The following is an 18473-nucleotide window of genomic DNA, read 5'->3' on the forward strand; positions in this document are numbered from 1 at the left end:
AGGGAGGTATCATGACTGAGTTTAGCTTACAGCAAAAATATCGGATTATTCGTGATAATCCACTCACCATGACCGATGTACAGGCCTTGACCAAGGTTTATCTGCCTATTATTGGTCAGACAGCGTTTACCCTCTATTTATATTGGATGGTAGAAAGTCCTGGTCAAAAAGAAAGTGAGTTGCTAAGTCATACCACACTTTTAGATGAAACTGGCTTAGATCACAAGACCTTTTTAACTGCGCGCCAAACCTTAGAGAGTTTAGGTCTAATGAAGACCTATCGCCAAGATTTACATGCAGGCACGCAATGGGCTTATGAATTACATCTTCCTATGTCGATGGCGGCCTTCTTAGCTGATAAAACGTTAACCAGTTTGCTTACCCACTTTCTTGGAGAACCAGCTGTTGCTAATTTGGTTGAGCTGGTTCGGATGAAACGTCCACAGATTAACGGGGAAAATGTATCCCAATCTTTTTTTGATTTTATCGGAGCTAATCAATTTCAACAAATAGACCGTGCGCCCTTATCACAGGTTGAGCAAAAGCGCGGCCCAGTGTTTAAGCTTACAGACGACAATCAACGACTTGATATGACCTTGATTAGTCAGATGTTAGCCTCCTATCAGGTACCACTAATCAATATTAAAGAACACGAAGAAGAGTTGGTGGTTGAAAAGTCACTCTACGGACTCAGTGATTTGGATTTAGTACGTTTAATTCAACAACATCTCCTGCCAAATAAGCAGCTAGATATGAAGGGAATTCGTCGGTCTTTGCAAGCAGGCATGATGAAACAACAACGTAAGACAAAGGGTGCCATCAGCTCCACAGATACAACAAGTAAAGAGAAAAAGGTTCAGTCAAAAAGCACACCGCAACAGTCCAAAGGTCAAGCATTAGTACAGTTGATGCAAACACTTAGCCCGGTTGCTTTTTTGCAAGCGATTCGGCAAGCAACTGGTGGCTTTATTACGGATGCAGAGCTGAAAGTGCTGGAAGATACAGCACAGTTGAACCGACTGCCAGTTCCTGTTATCAATGTTGCTCTTTATGAGCTTACGGTCGTAGAAAAAAGAAGTACAATTAGCAAAGCCTTGATGCAAACTGTCGTGAATGATTGGGCCCAAGCTAATATCATAACGGTTAAAGGGGCTCTGGCCTACCTGAAAAAGCGCCAGCAAAATAAACAATCGACAGGGCGTACTTATCGGTCACGTGGCGGGCGACAGGCAATTAAAGAAACACGTCCGGATTGGGAACATCAAAAAGGTGCGACAGTATCAGCAGCAGAGCGCCAACGGGCTGCTGATAAAATGAAACAAATTCGAGAACGGCGCGCTCAGAAAAAAGATGAGCACTAAGGAGGAAGGGCATGGATCAAGCAAATAAAAACCGGACGCAACCGACGGATACGCTTAATTTAGGTCAGACTATGGCAGAAGCCATGCAGCGTAACCAATTAACAGAGCGTTATGCGAAACTGAAAAAAACGGTCTTGGCAGATGCGGACATCCAACATTTTCTAGCAGATCATCAAAGTCAACTAAACAAAGATGTCATTGAACGTGACTTTGCTAATCTATATGAATTTTATAGTCAAAAAAAGCTTGCAACACAGGGAGGAGACCCGGTCCATCGTGGCTATGACCCTGTCCTAGCCTTAATTGATCAGCGAATTACGGTTCTGTACCAGCCTAGTAAAGCGACACTGCAAGCACAAAAGATGAAGGAACAAGCCAATTTAGTTGCGACAATTCATATGCCTAACTTAGTGAAAAGGGCAGAGTTGGATGATTTTTCGATGGACGATACCGACCGAATCAAAGCCTATACTGCGGTGATTGACTTCATTAGTGCATATTTAGCTGATCCAAAGCAATTTCATAAAGGGGTCTATATTCATGGTCCCTATGGCGTTGGTAAAACCCACCTTATGGGAGCTCTGGCTAATGAGTTGGCTTTAGAACAAGTTCCGGTCACCTTAGTTCATTTCCCAAGTTTGGCAGTTGACATGCGTAGTTCCATAGGTGATAAATCGGTTAATATTCAGGATAAAATTACCGCCATTAAAGCAGTGCCAATTTTAGTACTAGATGACTTGGGGGCAGAATCGCTAACACCTTGGATTCGAGACGATATTTTAGGGGTCATTTTAGAGTTTCGCATGCAAAACGATTTGCCAGTCTTCTTTACATCTAATTTTTCAATGGAGCAACTAGAAAAAGAACATTTGCCCAACACCAAGGATGGTTATGAACCAATGAAGGCCGAACGGATTATGCAGCGTATACGGTACCTTTCGACAGAGGTTGGGATGTATGGGGAAAATAAACGCTTATGAGGACGTCGACTACCAAAAATCTGATTTATGTTATTTTAATTCTAGTCATTACGGGCTTAACTGCCCTTTTTTTTCAGGTAAATAGTAACCTTTATAAACAACCCATTGGCCGAGTTACACAGGTAACTACCCAGGCAACAGGGAGTCAAGTGGACCAGTTTAAAAACCGGGTTAAGACTTATCAGCAAACGGTAACCCTTCGTTTATTAAATCGACAGCAGCCGACAAGGCTAAAAGTGACGAACTACTATGATGCAGCACAAGGGATGAATCAACCGGTTAAGGAAGGCCAGCAGGTATTTTTAAATCAAAGTCAACATGGTCATTGGCAAATTGATACGATTAAGCGAGATGGTATCTGGGTACCATTCTTAGTTTTAATTGCTGGTATTTTAATTCTAGTCTTAGGCCCTAGGGCTAAACGAACGCTGTGTTCTTTAGGGGTCAATATTGGCCTATTTATCCTTTTTTTATGGTTGAGCGGTCTTTTTCCAAACGTTAATCTTTTTTACCTGTTTTGTTTCTTCAGTGCCCTAGCTACGATTGTGACGCTGGGACTAGTGCTTGGCTTTAAACAGGAGCGGACCTGGACAATTGTTGCGGCTGTTTTAACGACGACCCTATTAACCTTGGCCTTGGCCGCCCTAGTTTTTAACCTGTTAAATAATCGGGGCATCTATTTTGAACATATGGAATATACCAGTCAAGATCCATACCAACTCCTGATGGCGATGACGGTGATTGGTGTTTTAGGGGCGGTGATGGACGAAGCAACCGATATCACTACTACCCTTTATTCAGTTCGACAGGAAAACCCGGACTTAAACCGAAAACAACTTGCGGTGATTGGACGTCAAGTAGGACAGGAAATTTTTGGTGCCTTGAATAACGTTTTATTTTTGATTTTTATTGCAGAGCAAATTCCAATGACTGTTTTATACTTTCAAAATGGTAATAGCTGGCCTTTTACCTATACTGCTAATTTATCAATTGGGATGATTCAAACCTTAATCAGTGCAATTGGTATTGTTCTAACAGTGCCGGTATCAATCGGTTGGTTTTTAGTGCTGGACCATGGCCACTTGAAGTGGTTACAACAAAAGGAGAACTAGGATGGGGGTTACAGCAGCATTAACGATTATTTTGTTTAGTTTGATGGCGCTCATTGGCGGTCTTAAAGGAATCGGGGCCTTTATCAGTCTTTGGTTGAATGTGGCCGTGCTCTTCATCATGATCACGTTGATTAGCTTGTCTTTTAATGTGTACGCTGTCTTGCTCATTGGCGCCAGTATTCTTTTGACGATTACGGTTGTTAGTACTGGTGGGGATGAGGACACAACATCTTTAGCTTTATTGACGAGTTTTGTGGTCATGCTGTGTCTCTTAGTTTTAATTGTGCCAATGGGGAAAGAGGCGATGGCATTTGGTTTTGCTGTCGAAAGCTCAGAGGCACTTGAGGGCTTGTCACTTGGGATTAGAATTCCTTTTTTACAATTAGGAAATGCTGCTGCGTTGTTAGCAACCTTGGGTGCAGTAGCTGAGGCAGCCGTTGCGATGGCGACTGGCCTAATGGCCTTGCATCGGCATGGACAAACCCTGACTAACCAAGGACTCATTGCTGCCGCCCTGGATTTAGGAAGACAAATTATTGGTACGGCAGTCAACACAGTCCTTTTTGGCTTTTTAGCTGACTTTTTAGCCTTGGGCATCCTCTTTATGAAATTACACTATTCCTTGGCAGATATTATCAACGCTAAGTTATTTACCAGTACCGTTTTATCCTTGCTCTATGCTATTTTGGGGGTTGTTTTAGTATTGCCAGTCACTGTTTTAGGGTATAAGTTTCGTGAGCGCTCATCTAAGTCAACTAAATAGTTTCTTTTACTAAGTTAAGCTGCTAGTTAGCCAAATATGAAGTTAATTGTGCTAAAATGAGAGTGATATGACAGTCCATAACTGGATAAAACTTTTGGAAAGTAATAGGTAAGATACATGAGCAATGTACTTGTTATTGAAGATGAAGAAAATTTGGCTCGTTTTGTTGAGCTTGAGTTACAACATGAGGGGTATCAAGCCCATGTAGAAGATAATGGACGCAGCGGCCTTGATGAGGCTTTGGCGAATGATTATGACTTGATTCTTTTAGATTTAATGTTACCTGAGTTAAGTGGATTAGAAGTCGCCCGACGCTTACGTGAGGAAAAGAATACGCCCATTATTATGATGACTGCCCGGGACTCTGTCATTGATCGGGTATCAGGCTTGGATTATGGGGCCGATGATTATGTGGTTAAGCCATTTGCAATCGAAGAATTATTGGCTCGGGTTCGTGCCTTGCTACGTCGGATTGATATTGAAACAGAAGAACACAGTTCCCATCAAAGTGTTGTTCGCTATCGGGATTTAACGGTCGAAAAGGAAAATCGCATTGCCCGTCGGGGAAATGAAATCATCAATTTGACTAAGCGCGAATATGAGTTGCTTTTGATATTGATGGAAAATATCAACGTAGTTCAGTCGCGTGAGGAGTTATTAAAGAAGGTCTGGGGTTACGAGGCCGATATTGAAACCAATGTCGTTGACGTTTATATTCGTTACTTACGTAATAAAATTGACCAGCCAGATTCACGGGCTTCTTACATTCAAACGGTTCGTGGCACAGGTTACGTGATGCGCCAGTAAGTTTGGAGGCAGGATATGGGAAATGAGCAGGAACCAGATGGACTGATTACCGCGCGTGGTCGACCAATCTCCTTAAAATGGAAGTGGACGATTGGCGCTTGTTTCGGTGCCTTTTTAGTGTTCATTGTCTTCGCCTGGTTTATCGTAACGGCTTTTTCAAATCAGATGTTAAAGACTGAACGGGAAAGTTTACGAACCTCACTGCAGACAGTGACCAATCGGTTTAAACCCTTGGATGAAACTTCTTTACATTCTGATGAGATTAATGCAATCTTGCGACCGGACACGCGCAATTTTAATGCCTTTGTTGATGATCCTGTGGTCAAAGAGATTGCAAAAGATGACTACGCAGTTCGTATTTTTAATCGGCAGGGTGAGCAAGTTTACCCTAAAGTTGCCAACGGCGCTCCCTTTAAGTCTGTTGATCAGCCGACAATTCAGCTGGAAAATGTACGTCACAATGACTGGTTAGTGGGACGCGCGCCAATTTTTAATCAGCGACACCGCCTACTGGGCTACGTTTTGGTAGAAAATCATCTAACTGATTTTCATAAAACCTTTACTCGGGTTTACCTAATTATTTTAGTCTCAATGATATTAGGTATTATGGCCTTAGGGCTGTGGGCTTACTGGTTAGCAGACTTTCTCTTACGGCCCGTAAAGGCTATGGCTCAGGTAGCTAACCATCTTCATGAGAATCCAAGTTCACCGGACCGCGTTAAAATAGTGGCCAGTCATCCAGATGAATTGAGTGATCTAGCACGTCTTTTGAATACGATGCTGGACCGCATGCAGCGCTTTATCCAACAGCAGCAACAGTTTGTTGAGGATGTGTCGCATGAACTAAGAACTCCTGTTGCTATTGTCAAGGGCCATATGGAGCTATTGGACCGCTGGGGTAAGGATGATCCCAAAATCTTAAACGAATCAATCAGTGCCTCTTTAAAAGAAATGCAAAGAATGCAAGGCTTAATCCAAGAAATGCTCGATTTGACACGGGCTGATCAGGTAGAGCTAACCTTTAAGGATGGCAACACAGATGTCAAAGAATTAGTCAATGCGATATTTAACAATTATCGGCTCATTTACCCTGACTTTACCTTTGTCATCGATGATGATTTGAAGGGACCAACTTGGGTCAATATGAGCCGGGATCATTTGGAACAGATTCTCATTATTTTGTCGGATAATGCCATTAAGTATAGTCAAGAGCGTAAAGAAATTCACTTTGCCAGTTCTAGGAGCGGGCAAAAGGTTGAAATTGCTATTCAAGATTTTGGTGAAGGCATTAGCCCAGAAGATGCTACTAGAGTATTTGACCGCTTCTATCGCGTGGATAAGGCGCGATCACGTAAGCAGGGTGGTAATGGTCTAGGTTTGAGTATCGCGCAAAAATTAATTGAGGGCTATGGTGGTCAAATCACACTAGAATCAGTGCTGGGTCAGGGATCAATTTTTAGAATAACCTTACCGATAAAAGAGCCATCGACGCATTAACCATTTCCAAAAAAAAGACTTGCCCTTCATGAAGGGCAAGTCTTTTTATTTTGCTTGATGTTATCGAGTTGACCTAGGGCTGACAAAATTTGACGCCAAACCTTGACTTGACAGAAACTAATTAACTGATAAAATTAGTAAGATTTTAAATAATATTCGGTTTTTGGAGGGGACATGCAAAACGTGAAAGCTTTTGTTACGGCCATTGGGCGTGATAAACGAAATATGAATGCCTGGGATATGTTTGCAACCTGGTTCGGGGCAAATGCTAATAATGGAACCTGGTTCATTGGTGGTATTATTGCTGCATGTGGCTTGATTGGAGGTCTTTGGGCCCTAGTCATTGCCTCGGTAATTTCCTATGTCTTTTTAGGATTGGTAGGCTACATGGGCTATAAAACTGGTTTGTCAACGACCACGTTGACCCGAGCAACCTTTGGTATTCGTGGCAGTATTGTACCATCCTTGGTGAACTTTATAATGTTTATGGGATGGACAGCAGTTAATACCTTTATTGCGGCGACCTCCCTGTCTTATATATTTAACTCCCTGTTTGCTTGGCCAATTTATGGAACACCAGGTGGGAATAAGGGCCTGATAGTGGGCATTCTAGTAATGAGTATTTTGCATTTATTAAGTATTGTTACTGGGCAGGGGTCGATTCGCCTAATTGAGCGCCTGGGAATCGGACTAGTCATGGTTTTTGTCGTGTGGGAGACTGTGGTGGTCTTCCAACATGTCTCTTTTGCAGCCTTAGCAAAATGGGTAGTCCCACTTAAAGATCGCATGCCATTTGGGCTGGCCATTGACAGCTTAGCTGCCTTTAACCTGGCTTGGGTAACCAGTGCGGCCGATTTTTCGCGTTTTGCTAAGACAAAAACTGGCGCGACGACAGCATCCTTTTTAGGGGCCTTAACAGGGGTACTCAGCTTTGCAGCCATTGGACTATGTACCACCATTAGTGTGGCTTTAACCACGGGAATCTATAATCCAAATAATTCTGATCCTAGTACCGTAGCAAACGAACTGGGTTTAGGAATGGTTGCGATGATTGTCATTGTGCTAACTAGTATGACCGCTAATGCAGTTAATCTACAGGCAGCTGGATCAGCACTTAATAATATGCTCCCTAAGATGAGCTTGCGGCGGTCGCTTGTCATTGTCACCATAATTTCGATGGTCTTTACCTTTATTCCCTTAATAAATGGTAGTTTTTTGGCTGTCTTTACTCAATTCTTGGACTACATTGGCATGTTTTTAGGGCCGATTATTGCGATTATCTTAGTTGATTATTTCTTAGTAGCTAGGGGGGATTATCCAACGAGTGCCTTTTCAAGGGTTAATGGTCCGTTTTGGTATTATAAAGGAGTTAATTGGCCGGTATTTGTACTTTGGTTACTAGGAATAGGGTTATACTTAGGGTTAGCACGAATACCCCAGATTCAAGCTACCACAGGAGCAACCTTCATTGTGATGGTGATTACTGGATGTTTGTATATGGTTATGACAAGGGTGCTCAAGAAAGGATCGGTTGACTAAAACAATGTTAATTAAACAGGTATATATTGAAAATGACCAAGAGCAAAAGGATATCCGCATTCAGGATGGCACCATTACACAAATTGACCAAGGGTTGGAACCAAAACCAGGTGAAGAGGTCTTAGAGTTGACCGGTAAGTTGGTGATTCCACCCTTCGTTGATTCACATGTACACCTTGATTCGACTTTAACAGCCGGTCAACCAGAATGGAATGAGTCGGGGACTTTATTTGACGGGATTAGAATTTGGTCTGATCGTAAGCAAACACTATCGACAGCAGATGTAAAAACGCGCGCAATTCAAACTTTAAAAAAGCAAGCCCAGCACGGTATTCAATATGTCAGAAGTCATGTTGATACGACTGATCCAAGTTTTACGGCTTTGCAAGCCTTATTAGAGGTACGTGATGAGGTGGCAGATTTCATTGACCTTCAATTGGTAGCCTTTCCGCAAGAGGGAATTTTGTCCTTTCCAAAGGGGAAAGAGCTTATGGAAGAGGCAGCTAAGATGGGCGTCGATGCAATTGGTGGGATTCCACATTATGAATTTAACCGTTTTTATGGTCGGGACTCGCTAATTTTCTTAATGGACTTAGCACAACGATACGACAAATTAGTGGACGTGCACTGCGATGAAATTGATGATCCCAATGCACGTAATTTAGAAGTTTTAGCAACCCTTGCATATGAATCGGGGCTTAAAGAACGGGTTACTGCTAGCCATACGGTATCCTTGGCCGCAGTCAGTGATGCTTATGCCTATAACTTGATGCGACTATTAGAAATGGCAAAAATTAATATGGTTGCCAACCCCTTAGTTAATATGCACTTAGGTGGCCGCTTTGATACCTATCCAAAGCGACGTGGTCTCACGCGGGTTAAAGAATTACTTGAACATCATATTAATGTCTCCTTTGGAGAAGACGATGTAAAAGATCCTTGGTACCCCATGGGTGATGGTAATATGCTAGACGTACTTTATGTTGGGCTCTTGGCGACTGGAATGATGGGGTATCATGATATTCTTGAATCTTATCAGCTCATTGGTCGAAACGGAGCTAAAACCTTACATGTGGCTGACGAGTATGGAATTGAAGTTGGTAAGCCAGCCAGTTTCTTGGTTTACGATGCTCAGAATTTTTATGACGTCCTGAATGAACGGGCCACGCTGCTCTACTCAATTAGAAAGGGCCATATTTTGGTTAAAAATCGCCCGGCCAAAGGTGAGACTTTCTTAACCCTTCGATAGAACTTGACTGGGCTACCAAACGCAATGAGGCCAGAGTCTGGCATTTAGTTTAGGTAAGCTTGACCCAAACGCCGCTAAGTGAGAATTTGCTGTGAAACATGAAAAAAACCTGGCAAAAGTATTAATTAAGTATAGAAAATTCCTGATTTAATTGAGAGGACCCTTTCTGACGTGTATACTTACAACTGGATATTTATTAGTAAAATCGCATTTTTATAAGATGCACCAGTTTTTATACCTACAAGGAGTATACGATGAATCAGAAAAAGATTGGCCTGGGTGCCCTGGTCATGATGATGTTTACCACAATCTTTGGTTTTGCCAATGGACCAGTTGCCTTTATGCAAATGGGGTATGCAGCCATTATTTGGTATATTTTAGGTGCGTTTTTCTTCTTTCTTCCAACATCCATGATGTATGCTGAGTTTGGTTCTTCTTTTAATGAAGCCAAAGGAGGCATATATTCTTGGATGGAACGGTCGTTGGGGAAAAAGACAGCCTTTATTGCAACCTTTATCGGTCTTGCTGCTTGGGTTGTTTGGATGATTTCCATTTCACAAAAGGTGTGGATTCCCTTTTCTACAGTTTTTGCCGGTCATGACACGACGCAATCCTGGTCATTTTTAGGGTTGACTAGTACCCAGACTGTTGGACTATTAGCCGCGCTCTTTGTGCTTGTGGTTGCTTTATTTGTCACCAAGGGTGTTGACTCCATCTCAAAGATTTCCTCGCTGGGTGGAATGTTTGTTATGGCCCTAAATGTTATTTTATTGGTCGTATCAGTAGTGGTTGTGATTGCTAATCACGGGCAGTTTGCTGAACCCATACACGCTAAGTCCTTCATTGTGCCACAAAATCCAGCTTTTCAATCCCCAATGCAGATGATTTCCTTTGCCCTCTATGCTGTCTTTGCTTATGCTGGCTTGGAACAGATGGGTGGCTTGATGACCGATATTAAGGATCCTGAAAAGACGTATCCTAAGGCAGCTCTGATTGCAACCACGGTCATTGGAATTGGCTATGCAGCATCCATATTACTTTGGGGGGCAACAACCAATTGGTTAAAACTTGCCAACATGCCAGCTGCCAATTTAGGTAATATTACGTATGTACTAATGCATAATCTTGGCTTTTCACTAGGCCATACCTTAGGATTGTCGGCCACATCGGCTACTATCTTAGGACAGTGGTTTGCGCGGTTTGCGGGCTTAGGCATGTTTATGGCCTATGTTGGCTCTTTCTTTGTCTTAACGTATTCACCATTAAAGTCCTTCATTTTAGGATCGCCTAAAGAAATCTGGCCTAGTTCAGTACGCCGTTTAAACAAGGCAGGGGTACCCACAGTTGCCGTTTGGCTACAAGCACTGCTGGTGGTAACCTTTGTCTTAGCAATTTCATTTGGTGGTCAAAACGCTAAACAGCTTTATTTGATTTTAACTAATATGGGTAATGTTTCGTCAACTTTGCCTTATGTCTTCTTAGTGGCTGCCTTTCCCATCTTTAAAAAATTAACAGATGTTAAGCGTCCCTTTGTTTTCTTTAAAACAATGAGGGCTACTTGGTTGGTGTCGGCAATTGTTGAGCTATTGATTGTGACGTCAATGGTAATGACCGTGTTGCCATTAATTATCAATGGTGATTATTTCAATGCCTTTTGGACGATTATTGGCCCTGTTTTCTTTGCTCTACTAGCCTGGGCCTTATATGCGCATGCGGAGCATAAGCATGGAAAGTTACAGTGATTATCCAGGGTTTTTATATGGTTTTAAGCTATAAGATGTAAAATAATTAAGTCCGTGGGGTTCTTTTCCGTTTTTGGAAAGCACTTTGCGGACTATGTTATAATAAAGGATAAATTTAAAGGTAGGTAAGGAATAGAACTTATGAAAATTAAAGGCTTAACGCCACTCTTATTAGTAATTCTTTTGGTGATGGTATTTACGGGGAACTTAAATATTTTGCAAGGTCCCTTAACCGACTTTATGACCTGGTCTGAAGAGGTCATTGGCGGGCAAAACGCCGTCGGTTGGTCAATTATCATTTTGACCTTGGGCGTGCGTTTAATTCTAATGCCCATGATGGTCCAACAACAGCATGCAGCAACGGTTCAGCAAGAGAAGATGCGCCTGTTACAACCACAATTAAAAAAGGTGCAAGAAGCCCAAAAGCAGGCTAAAACGCAAGAAGAGCAAATGCGTGCATCACAAGCAATGATGGCCATTTATCGTGAAAATGGTGTATCAATGTTAGGTGGGATGAATTTTTCGACCATTATTATTCAATGGCCAATATTTATTGGTCTTTACGATGCTATTCGGGCGTCAAAGGACCTAGCTAGTGCTACCTTCTTTGGGATTTCCTTAGCTGATAAGAGTATGATTTTAGCTTTGGGGACCGCGCTGGCCTACGGCGTTCAGGCTTACTTATCCATGATTGGTATTCCTGAAGAACAAAAGAAATCTATGAGCATGATGATGTATGTTATGCCAGTCATGATGTTCTTTATGACGATGGTTACCAATGGGGGAATTGCCTTATACTTCTTTGCAGGGGCCATCGTGATGATTTTGCAACAGGTCATTATTACCTTGTGGCGGCCAAGCATCCGGCGGCGTGTCTTTGAAACCTTCGAGGTGAAAGATGTAGTTGATGATGCCCTGGCGGGTAATTTGACAACGGCCCAGACAGGCGCTATTGCCAATGCCCTAAAAAGTGCGCAAAAGCAACAGCCTGGTGCTGATCGTAAGGATGTGACACCTAGTTCAAGTGCCTTGGATGAACAGGCTTTGCGAGAACGGAATCGTAAGCAGAATGCAGGTAAACAAGGGTAACCTTACCAAAAGCCTGTAGAACACTTGTAAAAAGTTAGTGCCAATGTTAGAGTTAATGCATTCAGAACTGTATCTGACCAAGAAGGAGAAGAGAAATGGAATTTTATCAACCAAGTAAGCATACTGATGCCCAGTTGCAAGCAGCTATTCAGGACCATCCTAAGGTGATTGTCTTTTTACAGGCCGATTGGTGTGGTGATTGTAAGGCAATTAAACCATTTGTTAAAGAACTTCGCCAATTAGCGGAACAAAAGGGTGCTTTTTGGATTGATGCTGATCGTGATGCAAATATTGAATTTGCTAAGGAACAGGGTTTGCGTGGTATTCCAGCCTTTATTCTTTTTGACCAAGGACAGCAAAAGGCACACATTGGTAATGGTGAGCGTTTAGCACCTCAAGCTGTTCAAGCCTGGTTAGCACAAGAACTATAAGTAGTTTATGACTTATCATATAAGTGTATAGTTAAACCCCCAACGTGGTTTTTGGCCACATTGGGGGTTTTTTAATAAGGTCAAACTAGCATCATCGCAGGGGACAATGATTCATTTGTAAATTAAAATAGGGTCGGTCGTTTAGCCTTAGCATAACTAAACCCTTCTCCTAGGGTTTGCGTTGTGTCTAGGACGGTAACAAAGGCTTGAGCGTCTATACGATGAATAATCGCTTGTAGGGTGTTCATTTCAGAGGGATCAACTACGACATAGATTAAGGTTTTAGGTGTATGGGTATAGCCGCCTTCGCCTTGTAGTAATGTGGTTCCCCGTTCTAATTCTAAGAGAATAGCTTGCGAAATTTGTTCGCTATGTTCAGAAAGAATTAAAAAGGCGCGCGCACTGTAACCTCCCTTTTGGGTATAATTAACCATTTGTGAAAAAACAAAGGCTGCAATGACGGTATACATCATTTGATTTAGGTCGATATAGACTAAGGAAGCAATCAACACAAGTAAATCTAGCATGAAGAGAGTTCGTCCCATAGGGATAGCGAAGCGTTGTTCAACAATTCGTGCGATAATGTCGCTACCGCCTGTTGTACCCCCATAACGATAGATAATACCGGAACCTAGTCCTCCGAAAAAGCCGGCCAACAAGGCTGAAATTAGCATGTCATGATGTAGGTCAAGGTGCATGGGATATAACTGCCATAACCATAGCCAAAAGGATAGGGCAAGGGTACCAAAGATAGTATAAATAAGTGCGCGCCGACCAAGAATGCGTAACCCCAGCGCAAAAAGGGGAAGGTTTAGAATCAAGGTAGAGTAGGCGGGATTGAACTGGAAAAGTGCTCGTAGAATCAGGGTGATTCCTGACATCCCACCTTCAGCTAGATTGTTAGGGATATTAATGTTGACGATTGCCCAGCCATAAATGGCAGTCCCAAGGCAAAAAATAAGAAGATGTGACCACTGAATGGTTTCAGTTTGGCCAGCTGCTCGTGGCTCAGACATGCTTGAACCTCCTTTACCTTATAAAGCAGTTGAGGCCAGCTAAGTCTCTTCGTTTAGAGACTAGCATGTTGTGCATCCGTCATCTCACTAGCGATAGCGGTCATGTCGTCAATTGATTCATGAAGACCGGTTGCAATCCAACGAATGGCTAATGCCAACATTCCTGATGCAGTAAAGTCAGCAACGTAATCAATGGATGGACCGGCTGAATTTTGGCGTGCCTGGCTAAAGAGCTGGACATAAAGATCGTGTAAGATATCGCGTAGAGGTGGATAAAATTGTTCACGTAGGCCTGCATTAAGCAAAACAGCAATAGCGGTTCCATTTACCTGAATAAAACCAAAGAAAGCACGGGCAATGGCCGCACTATCTAGGGGTAAAGCTTTAGCTTCAGCTTGAAAGTCCTGCGTTAATTGGGCGACAATGGCATTGATAACCGCTTCTTTTGTACCAAAATGGCGATAAAAAGCCATCCGTGACACGCCTGCCAAGCGAGTAATTTCTGTTACTGCTAGTTGGTCATAAGATTGGCTTTGTAACAAAGTTAGCGTGGCATCAATAATTTGATCATCCGTCTGTTGGCGGATGCTTTCAGTTAACATATTTTTCATAACATGACTATCATAATATGGCTTAGGGATAGAACGAACCTGGTAAGGTAAATTAAAAGACAGATTTATCATCCTTTACCTTTCATTTACCTTTGCCATAAAAATTTAAAGGATGTCCAGGTCATTTCCATGACTAAGACATCCTTTAACTATTAGTTAGACCTGCGCCGCTGCTGGGCATAAGATAGTAATTGTGCATTTAAAATATAGGGGACGGTAGGTAAATCTGCTTGCGTATTAGCGCCAACTAAGGTATACAACTTAGCCAAGTCGGCCTGCCAGGACTGAATTTCAGCAGTTAAACTAGCCGGTCCATCTTGCATTAGGGTATGCAGGAAGTGACCAGCAACACCTACAGCTTGGGCTCCCATCACCTGTGCTTTCAAGATATCAAGTGGGGTTTGGATGCCACCAGTCGCTATAATATGGCGCTTTGCATCAGGCTTGACGGCTTTTGCTTCAATGAGGCTTTCGGCCGTCGTCTGTCCCCAATCAAACATATAGTCTAGTGGAAAAGGATGGTCGCGGTTACGCCGGGCTTCAATTTCAGCAAAATTAGTTCCTGAACGGCCACCAAGATTAATGTAATGGACACCTAGGTCAGTTAGCGTTTGAATACTATCCTGGTCCATGCCAAAACCAACTTCTTTAACGATTACTGGTACGGACACCGCAGCTAAAATCGCTTGGATATTTTGTAGCCACATAAATTGGCGATCACCTTCAGCCATTACTAATTCCTGGGCAACATTAACATGGATTTCTAAGGCGTCAGCCGCCAACATATCAATAGCCATCTGAGCCGCTTTAGGACCATGACCAGCGCCAAGATTAGCAATGATAAAGCCATCCGGATTTTCTTTGCGCACATTGGTGAAGTACTGTCTGGTACTGGCGTCTTTTAAGGCGATACTTTGTGAGCCCACAGCCATGGCTAATTGGGTTTCTTTGGCTACCTGTGCTAATTGGGTATTTAACTTTCCAGTTCGTGGACTGCCACCAGTCATCGCTTCGATGTAAAAGGGATAAGGCCAAGTGAAATCTGGTGTTTTAAAAGTCAGGTCAACTTGGTCTAGTCGGCTTTCAGGTAAGGGGCGATGAATGATACGCATACCATTTAAGGAAGACTGAGGGCGAGCATGTCGGTAGTGGGCTTCAGCTAGCGCTAAATGTTCATCTTTACGATGCATATGTTCACTCGTCATAAGAAGCCTCCTTTGTTTGTAGGGGTGCAATCTCTAAGGATAAAGGGATAATGCCTTGCTTTTGCCAAGCAATAGCAATGGCTGAAGCTGTTTTAGGGTCTGGCGTAATGGCAATCCCATTATCACCACCACCAGCTCCTGATATTTTAGTAGCCGCCCCATGTTGGCGTGCAATGGTTAGTAGACGACGTAACCCCACTGTTAAATAGGGGAGGTGCATCGACTGAGCATACTGGATGAGGGCTGCTTGATTTAGATGTAGACAGGTTATGACTCTTAAAAAGTCAGCTTCTTCAATGGCTTGTTTGAGTTGTCGAATTAAGAACCCTGTTTTTTTAGCCAGCTGGTTTTGATAAAGACGGGTAAGCTTGGGATTAAGGGCTAGCATCTCTTGTGTATCTGCTGGTTGGCCAGTCCAACCAACTAGCAAGTGCCAATGGCTAGGGAAAGGGATGACATTAATAGCCAATAAGGGCCAGGACTGACTGACTAGGTCGAGTAAGCGACCTTCATTTAGCTGCAGAGCCAACCAATTGGCATCAAAGCGCTGATAGAGAATTAAGCCGCCATAGGCAGCCGCAGCTAAGTCCCCCATTGAGCCAGCATGAAAATGATCAAGGGAAAAGGTAGCCAGTACACCTAACTTATAGGTTTGTTCTGACGTTAGGGCGAGTTGAAAATAGGTATTAAAGGCCTTGATTAAGGCACACACAACAGCTGCCGATGAACCAAGACCTAATTTTTTCCCGTTTTGAACCAATTCACTCTGAATAACGATGGATAGGGATACCATTTCAATTTTTTGGGTTGCTAACCATTTTTTTAATAGGACGAGGGTTTGTTTAACCAATTCAAAATCAGCGGGGGCCGGAGTGGATTCTAAGTCAGACCAGGCAAATGACCAATCACCAGTTTGATCACTATGAATCCTAACGTTAGCCTTGGCTGCTTGGTCAATCATTGATTGATCTTCAAGTTCGACAGTGACGTAACGGTTCATTGCCATAACCAGACTTTGTTGTCCAGCCAGTGTGATGGCATATTCACCAGCTAAAAAAAGTTTGCCGGGTGCTTGTGCTTGAATTTTCATATGGTGTCACCTTCTACAATGTTAATTCCTGGTCCTGGGGTAGCAATTTGTGTTTGCACGTTAGGGAGAATCTGATGAAGTGCTTGCATAATGACCGAAGTATCGTGAGGTTGTGAAATCAGTTTTACATTTGGACCGGCATCCATCGTGGCATAGACTGGAATGCCTTTATTGTTTCGTAATGTTTGTGCTAAGCGGATAACAGCCCAGGATTGAGTGGTCAAATAGGTAAAAGGAGGCGTTGCCGTAGGATTTAAGGCGTGCATGGCTAAAGCATTTTCCTCCGCTAAGCATCCAAGGGTAGCAAGGTCTTGGTTAAAGATGGCAGTTAAGGCCGCACTATTAGCTGCATTTGTATCTGCTACCCACTGCTGATAGCCTGGTGCCGAAGTCTGCGCTAATTGCATCCCAGTTCGTGAACTCACCTTCTTTGGCTGGTCGTTAATGAGCACGGTCACAAGCTGAATGGGCCAAGTGACCTCTTCCATAATTGGCTTGGCAAAAGAGGTTAAGTCACTATGACCACGTTCCCATTGGGCAAAGCCACCAAAAATGGAACGACTAGCTGACCCTGAACCGCGTCGGGCTAGCCGCGAAAGGTCCTGCCGTGAGAGGGTAAGACCACTAGCACGACTGGCAGCCCCAGCTAAGGCAGCAAAAGCGGAGGCAGAAGAAGCTAAGCCAGCTGCGGTTGGCACATGATTATGCGATTCAACATGAGCATAGGAGGTTAGCCCACTTAATTGGCGTACAAGGTTTAATAAATGAACAACCTTGGTACTAGCCTTAGTTGACAGTAAGATTCCATCTAGGACAACCCTATCCTGGTCTAAAGTAGAATCAAACCAAACCGTTGTTTGCGTATAAAACTCATTTAAGGTCAAAGAGATGGAACTCGTTGTTGGAATAATTAACTCTGAATCCGCTTTACCCCAATATTTGAGTAAGGCAATATTCGTATGAGCTTTGGCTGTGTAGTGTTTCATTACGTTTGTTGTCCTTAATTCTTAGGATAGTGCTGGAGCCAGATGCCCCGAGCACCGGCGGCTTCCAATGCTGCCGTGATAGCTGAAACCTGTTCGGGCTGATCTGCAAGGGCAAACATAGCCCCGCCAACGCCACCGCCAGTTAGTTTAGCACCGAGCGCACCGGCTTGCCGAGCGGCTTGAATTAATTCATCAAGTTTAGGATGAGAAACACCCAGAGCGCTTAAATGGGTTTGGGCGGCGTTCATCGTCTTTCCAAGTTGCATGACATTATCACTAGCCAGCGCGATTTTAGCATCGGTGGTCAGGTCGCCTAAGGCTGATAAATGTTCTTGCGTGGCAACTGGTTCTGTTTGAAGTTGCTCACGTACAACTGAAACAGCAAGCCCTGTTTGTCCATGAATCCCTGTATCAGCAATGATGAGCGTTCCATGTAAGGCCATTTCTAAGGGAATGGCCAATTGCTGTTTAACAAACCAAACTGGTAAGTCGTGAGCTGCAGTTGCAACATCAATCCCGGATGGAGAACCGTGGGTAATAGCTTCTTCAACATTGGCCCATTTTTGCAGCATGGCATCGGATAGGGGGGCTTTGAAAAAAGCAAAAAAAGCCCTGGTCAATGCAATTGCTGTGGCGGCTGAGGAGCCCATGCCACGTTCTTGCGGAATGTTGGATGTAATTTTTAAAAGAAAGGGCAAATGAGGTTGATCAAAAAACGTCAGTAAACGATTAATCAGCTGCCGCACACCTTCATAAGCCTCGGTTAGATCATCAAGGGGTCCCTGATAATTTGGTGCTAAAATCATCTGTCCTGCATGACGTTCTTCAATGTGAACCTGCATTGCTAAATCAGGTAGGGGAACAGCAATCGCAGGTTGCCCATAAACGACTGAATGTTCACCAAGTAAAATTAGCTTCGCATGACTGCTACCTTCTGCGTGTCTTTGCATTGGTCATAAACCACCAATCTATTTATTAGTCTTTTTCCATTTGTC

Annotated in this window: 17 protein-coding genes; 11 read left to right on the plus strand and 6 right to left on the minus strand. The window is 43.2% G+C overall.

Translation table 11 applies throughout. The annotated features are described in order from the left end of the window. Window positions 1-11: 11 nt before the first annotated feature. The 11 genes from G414_RS0100515 to G414_RS0100565 all read left to right on the plus strand — a co-directional run bounded on the left by G414_RS0100515 (window position 12) and on the right by G414_RS0100565 (window position 12570). Complete coding sequence (locus tag G414_RS0100515) at window positions 12-1361, plus strand: DnaD domain protein (protein ID WP_022790906.1); 1350 nt, start codon at window positions 12-14, stop codon at window positions 1359-1361. Window positions 1362-1372: 11 nt separating this feature from the next. Beyond that, window positions 1373-2341, plus strand: a complete 969-nt coding sequence (gene dnaI / locus G414_RS0100520) for a primosomal protein DnaI (protein ID WP_022790907.1) — start codon at window positions 1373-1375, stop codon at window positions 2339-2341. Then, complete coding sequence (locus G414_RS0100525) at window positions 2338-3453, plus strand: YibE/F family protein (protein ID WP_022790908.1); 1116 nt, start codon at window positions 2338-2340, stop codon at window positions 3451-3453. Before dnaI ends, G414_RS0100525 begins: the two co-directional genes overlap by 4 nt. 1 nt (window position 3454) lies before the next feature. After that, on the plus strand, window positions 3455-4216 hold the full coding sequence (locus G414_RS0100530) for a YibE/F family protein (protein WP_022790909.1): 762 nt from the start codon (window positions 3455-3457) through the stop codon (window positions 4214-4216). Window positions 4217-4333: 117 nt separating this feature from the next. Then, window positions 4334-5023 carry a response regulator transcription factor gene (locus G414_RS0100535; protein WP_022790910.1) on the plus strand — a complete coding sequence of 230 codons (690 nt, stop codon included), beginning with the start codon at window positions 4334-4336 and terminating at the stop codon, window positions 5021-5023. 15 nt (window positions 5024-5038) lie between these two features. Then, window positions 5039-6520, plus strand: coding sequence for a sensor histidine kinase (locus tag G414_RS0100540; RefSeq protein ID WP_022790911.1), 1482 nt, complete (start codon window positions 5039-5041; stop codon window positions 6518-6520). A 174-nt stretch (window positions 6521-6694) separates the two neighbouring features. Next, window positions 6695-8059, plus strand: coding sequence for a cytosine permease (locus tag G414_RS0100545; protein ID WP_027694459.1), 1365 nt, complete (start codon window positions 6695-6697; stop codon window positions 8057-8059). Between the two features lie 4 nt (window positions 8060-8063). Continuing rightward, window positions 8064-9308, plus strand: coding sequence for a cytosine deaminase (gene codA / locus G414_RS0100550; protein ID WP_027694460.1), 1245 nt, complete (start codon window positions 8064-8066; stop codon window positions 9306-9308). 254 nt (window positions 9309-9562) lie between these two features. Continuing rightward, window positions 9563-11050 carry a glutamate/gamma-aminobutyrate family transporter YjeM gene (yjeM, locus tag G414_RS0100555; protein ID WP_022790913.1) on the plus strand — a complete coding sequence of 496 codons (1488 nt, stop codon included), beginning with the start codon at window positions 9563-9565 and terminating at the stop codon, window positions 11048-11050. Window positions 11051-11191: 141 nt separating this feature from the next. Continuing rightward, entirely contained in the window at window positions 11192-12139 is a 948-nt protein-coding gene (gene yidC / locus G414_RS0100560) for a membrane protein insertase YidC (RefSeq protein WP_022790914.1), read from the plus strand. A 95-nt stretch (window positions 12140-12234) separates the two neighbouring features. Then, on the plus strand, window positions 12235-12570 hold the full coding sequence (locus G414_RS0100565; protein WP_022790915.1) for a thioredoxin family protein: 336 nt from the start codon (window positions 12235-12237) through the stop codon (window positions 12568-12570). A gap of 122 nt (window positions 12571-12692) precedes the next feature. On the opposite strand, the gene G414_RS0100570 is transcribed toward G414_RS0100565, so the two are convergent. The 6 genes from G414_RS0100570 to mvk form a co-directional block, all read right to left on the minus strand. Further along, a complete protein-coding gene (locus tag G414_RS0100570) occupies window positions 12693-13586 on the minus strand; it encodes a YitT family protein (RefSeq protein WP_022790916.1) in 894 nt (297 codons plus the stop codon). A gap of 53 nt (window positions 13587-13639) precedes the next feature. Further along, window positions 13640-14269: a TetR/AcrR family transcriptional regulator gene (locus G414_RS0100575; protein ID WP_022790917.1), complete on the minus strand. Its 630-nt coding sequence runs from the start codon at window positions 14267-14269 to the stop codon at window positions 13640-13642. Window positions 14270-14349: 80 nt separating this feature from the next. After that, window positions 14350-15402 carry a type 2 isopentenyl-diphosphate Delta-isomerase gene (fni, locus tag G414_RS0100580; RefSeq protein WP_022790918.1) on the minus strand — a complete coding sequence of 351 codons (1053 nt, stop codon included), beginning with the start codon at window positions 15400-15402 and terminating at the stop codon, window positions 14350-14352. Further along, entirely contained in the window at window positions 15392-16492 is a 1101-nt protein-coding gene (locus tag G414_RS06980) for a phosphomevalonate kinase (protein WP_022790919.1), read from the minus strand. Before G414_RS06980 ends, fni begins: the two co-directional genes overlap by 11 nt. Next, window positions 16489-17478, minus strand: a complete 990-nt coding sequence (gene mvaD, locus G414_RS0100590) for a diphosphomevalonate decarboxylase (protein ID WP_022790920.1) — start codon at window positions 17476-17478, stop codon at window positions 16489-16491. The genes G414_RS06980 and mvaD overlap by 4 nt, the downstream gene beginning before the upstream one ends. A gap of 14 nt (window positions 17479-17492) precedes the next feature. Next, window positions 17493-18428 (minus strand): mevalonate kinase, encoded by a 936-nt coding sequence (mvk, locus tag G414_RS0100595; protein ID WP_022790921.1) that lies wholly within the window; start codon window positions 18426-18428, stop codon window positions 17493-17495. Between the last annotated feature and the right edge of the window lie 45 nt (window positions 18429-18473).

It is taken from the genome of Weissella halotolerans DSM 20190 (assembly GCF_000420365.1).
In the GTDB taxonomy this organism is placed as follows: domain Bacteria; phylum Bacillota; class Bacilli; order Lactobacillales; family Lactobacillaceae; genus Weissella; species Weissella halotolerans.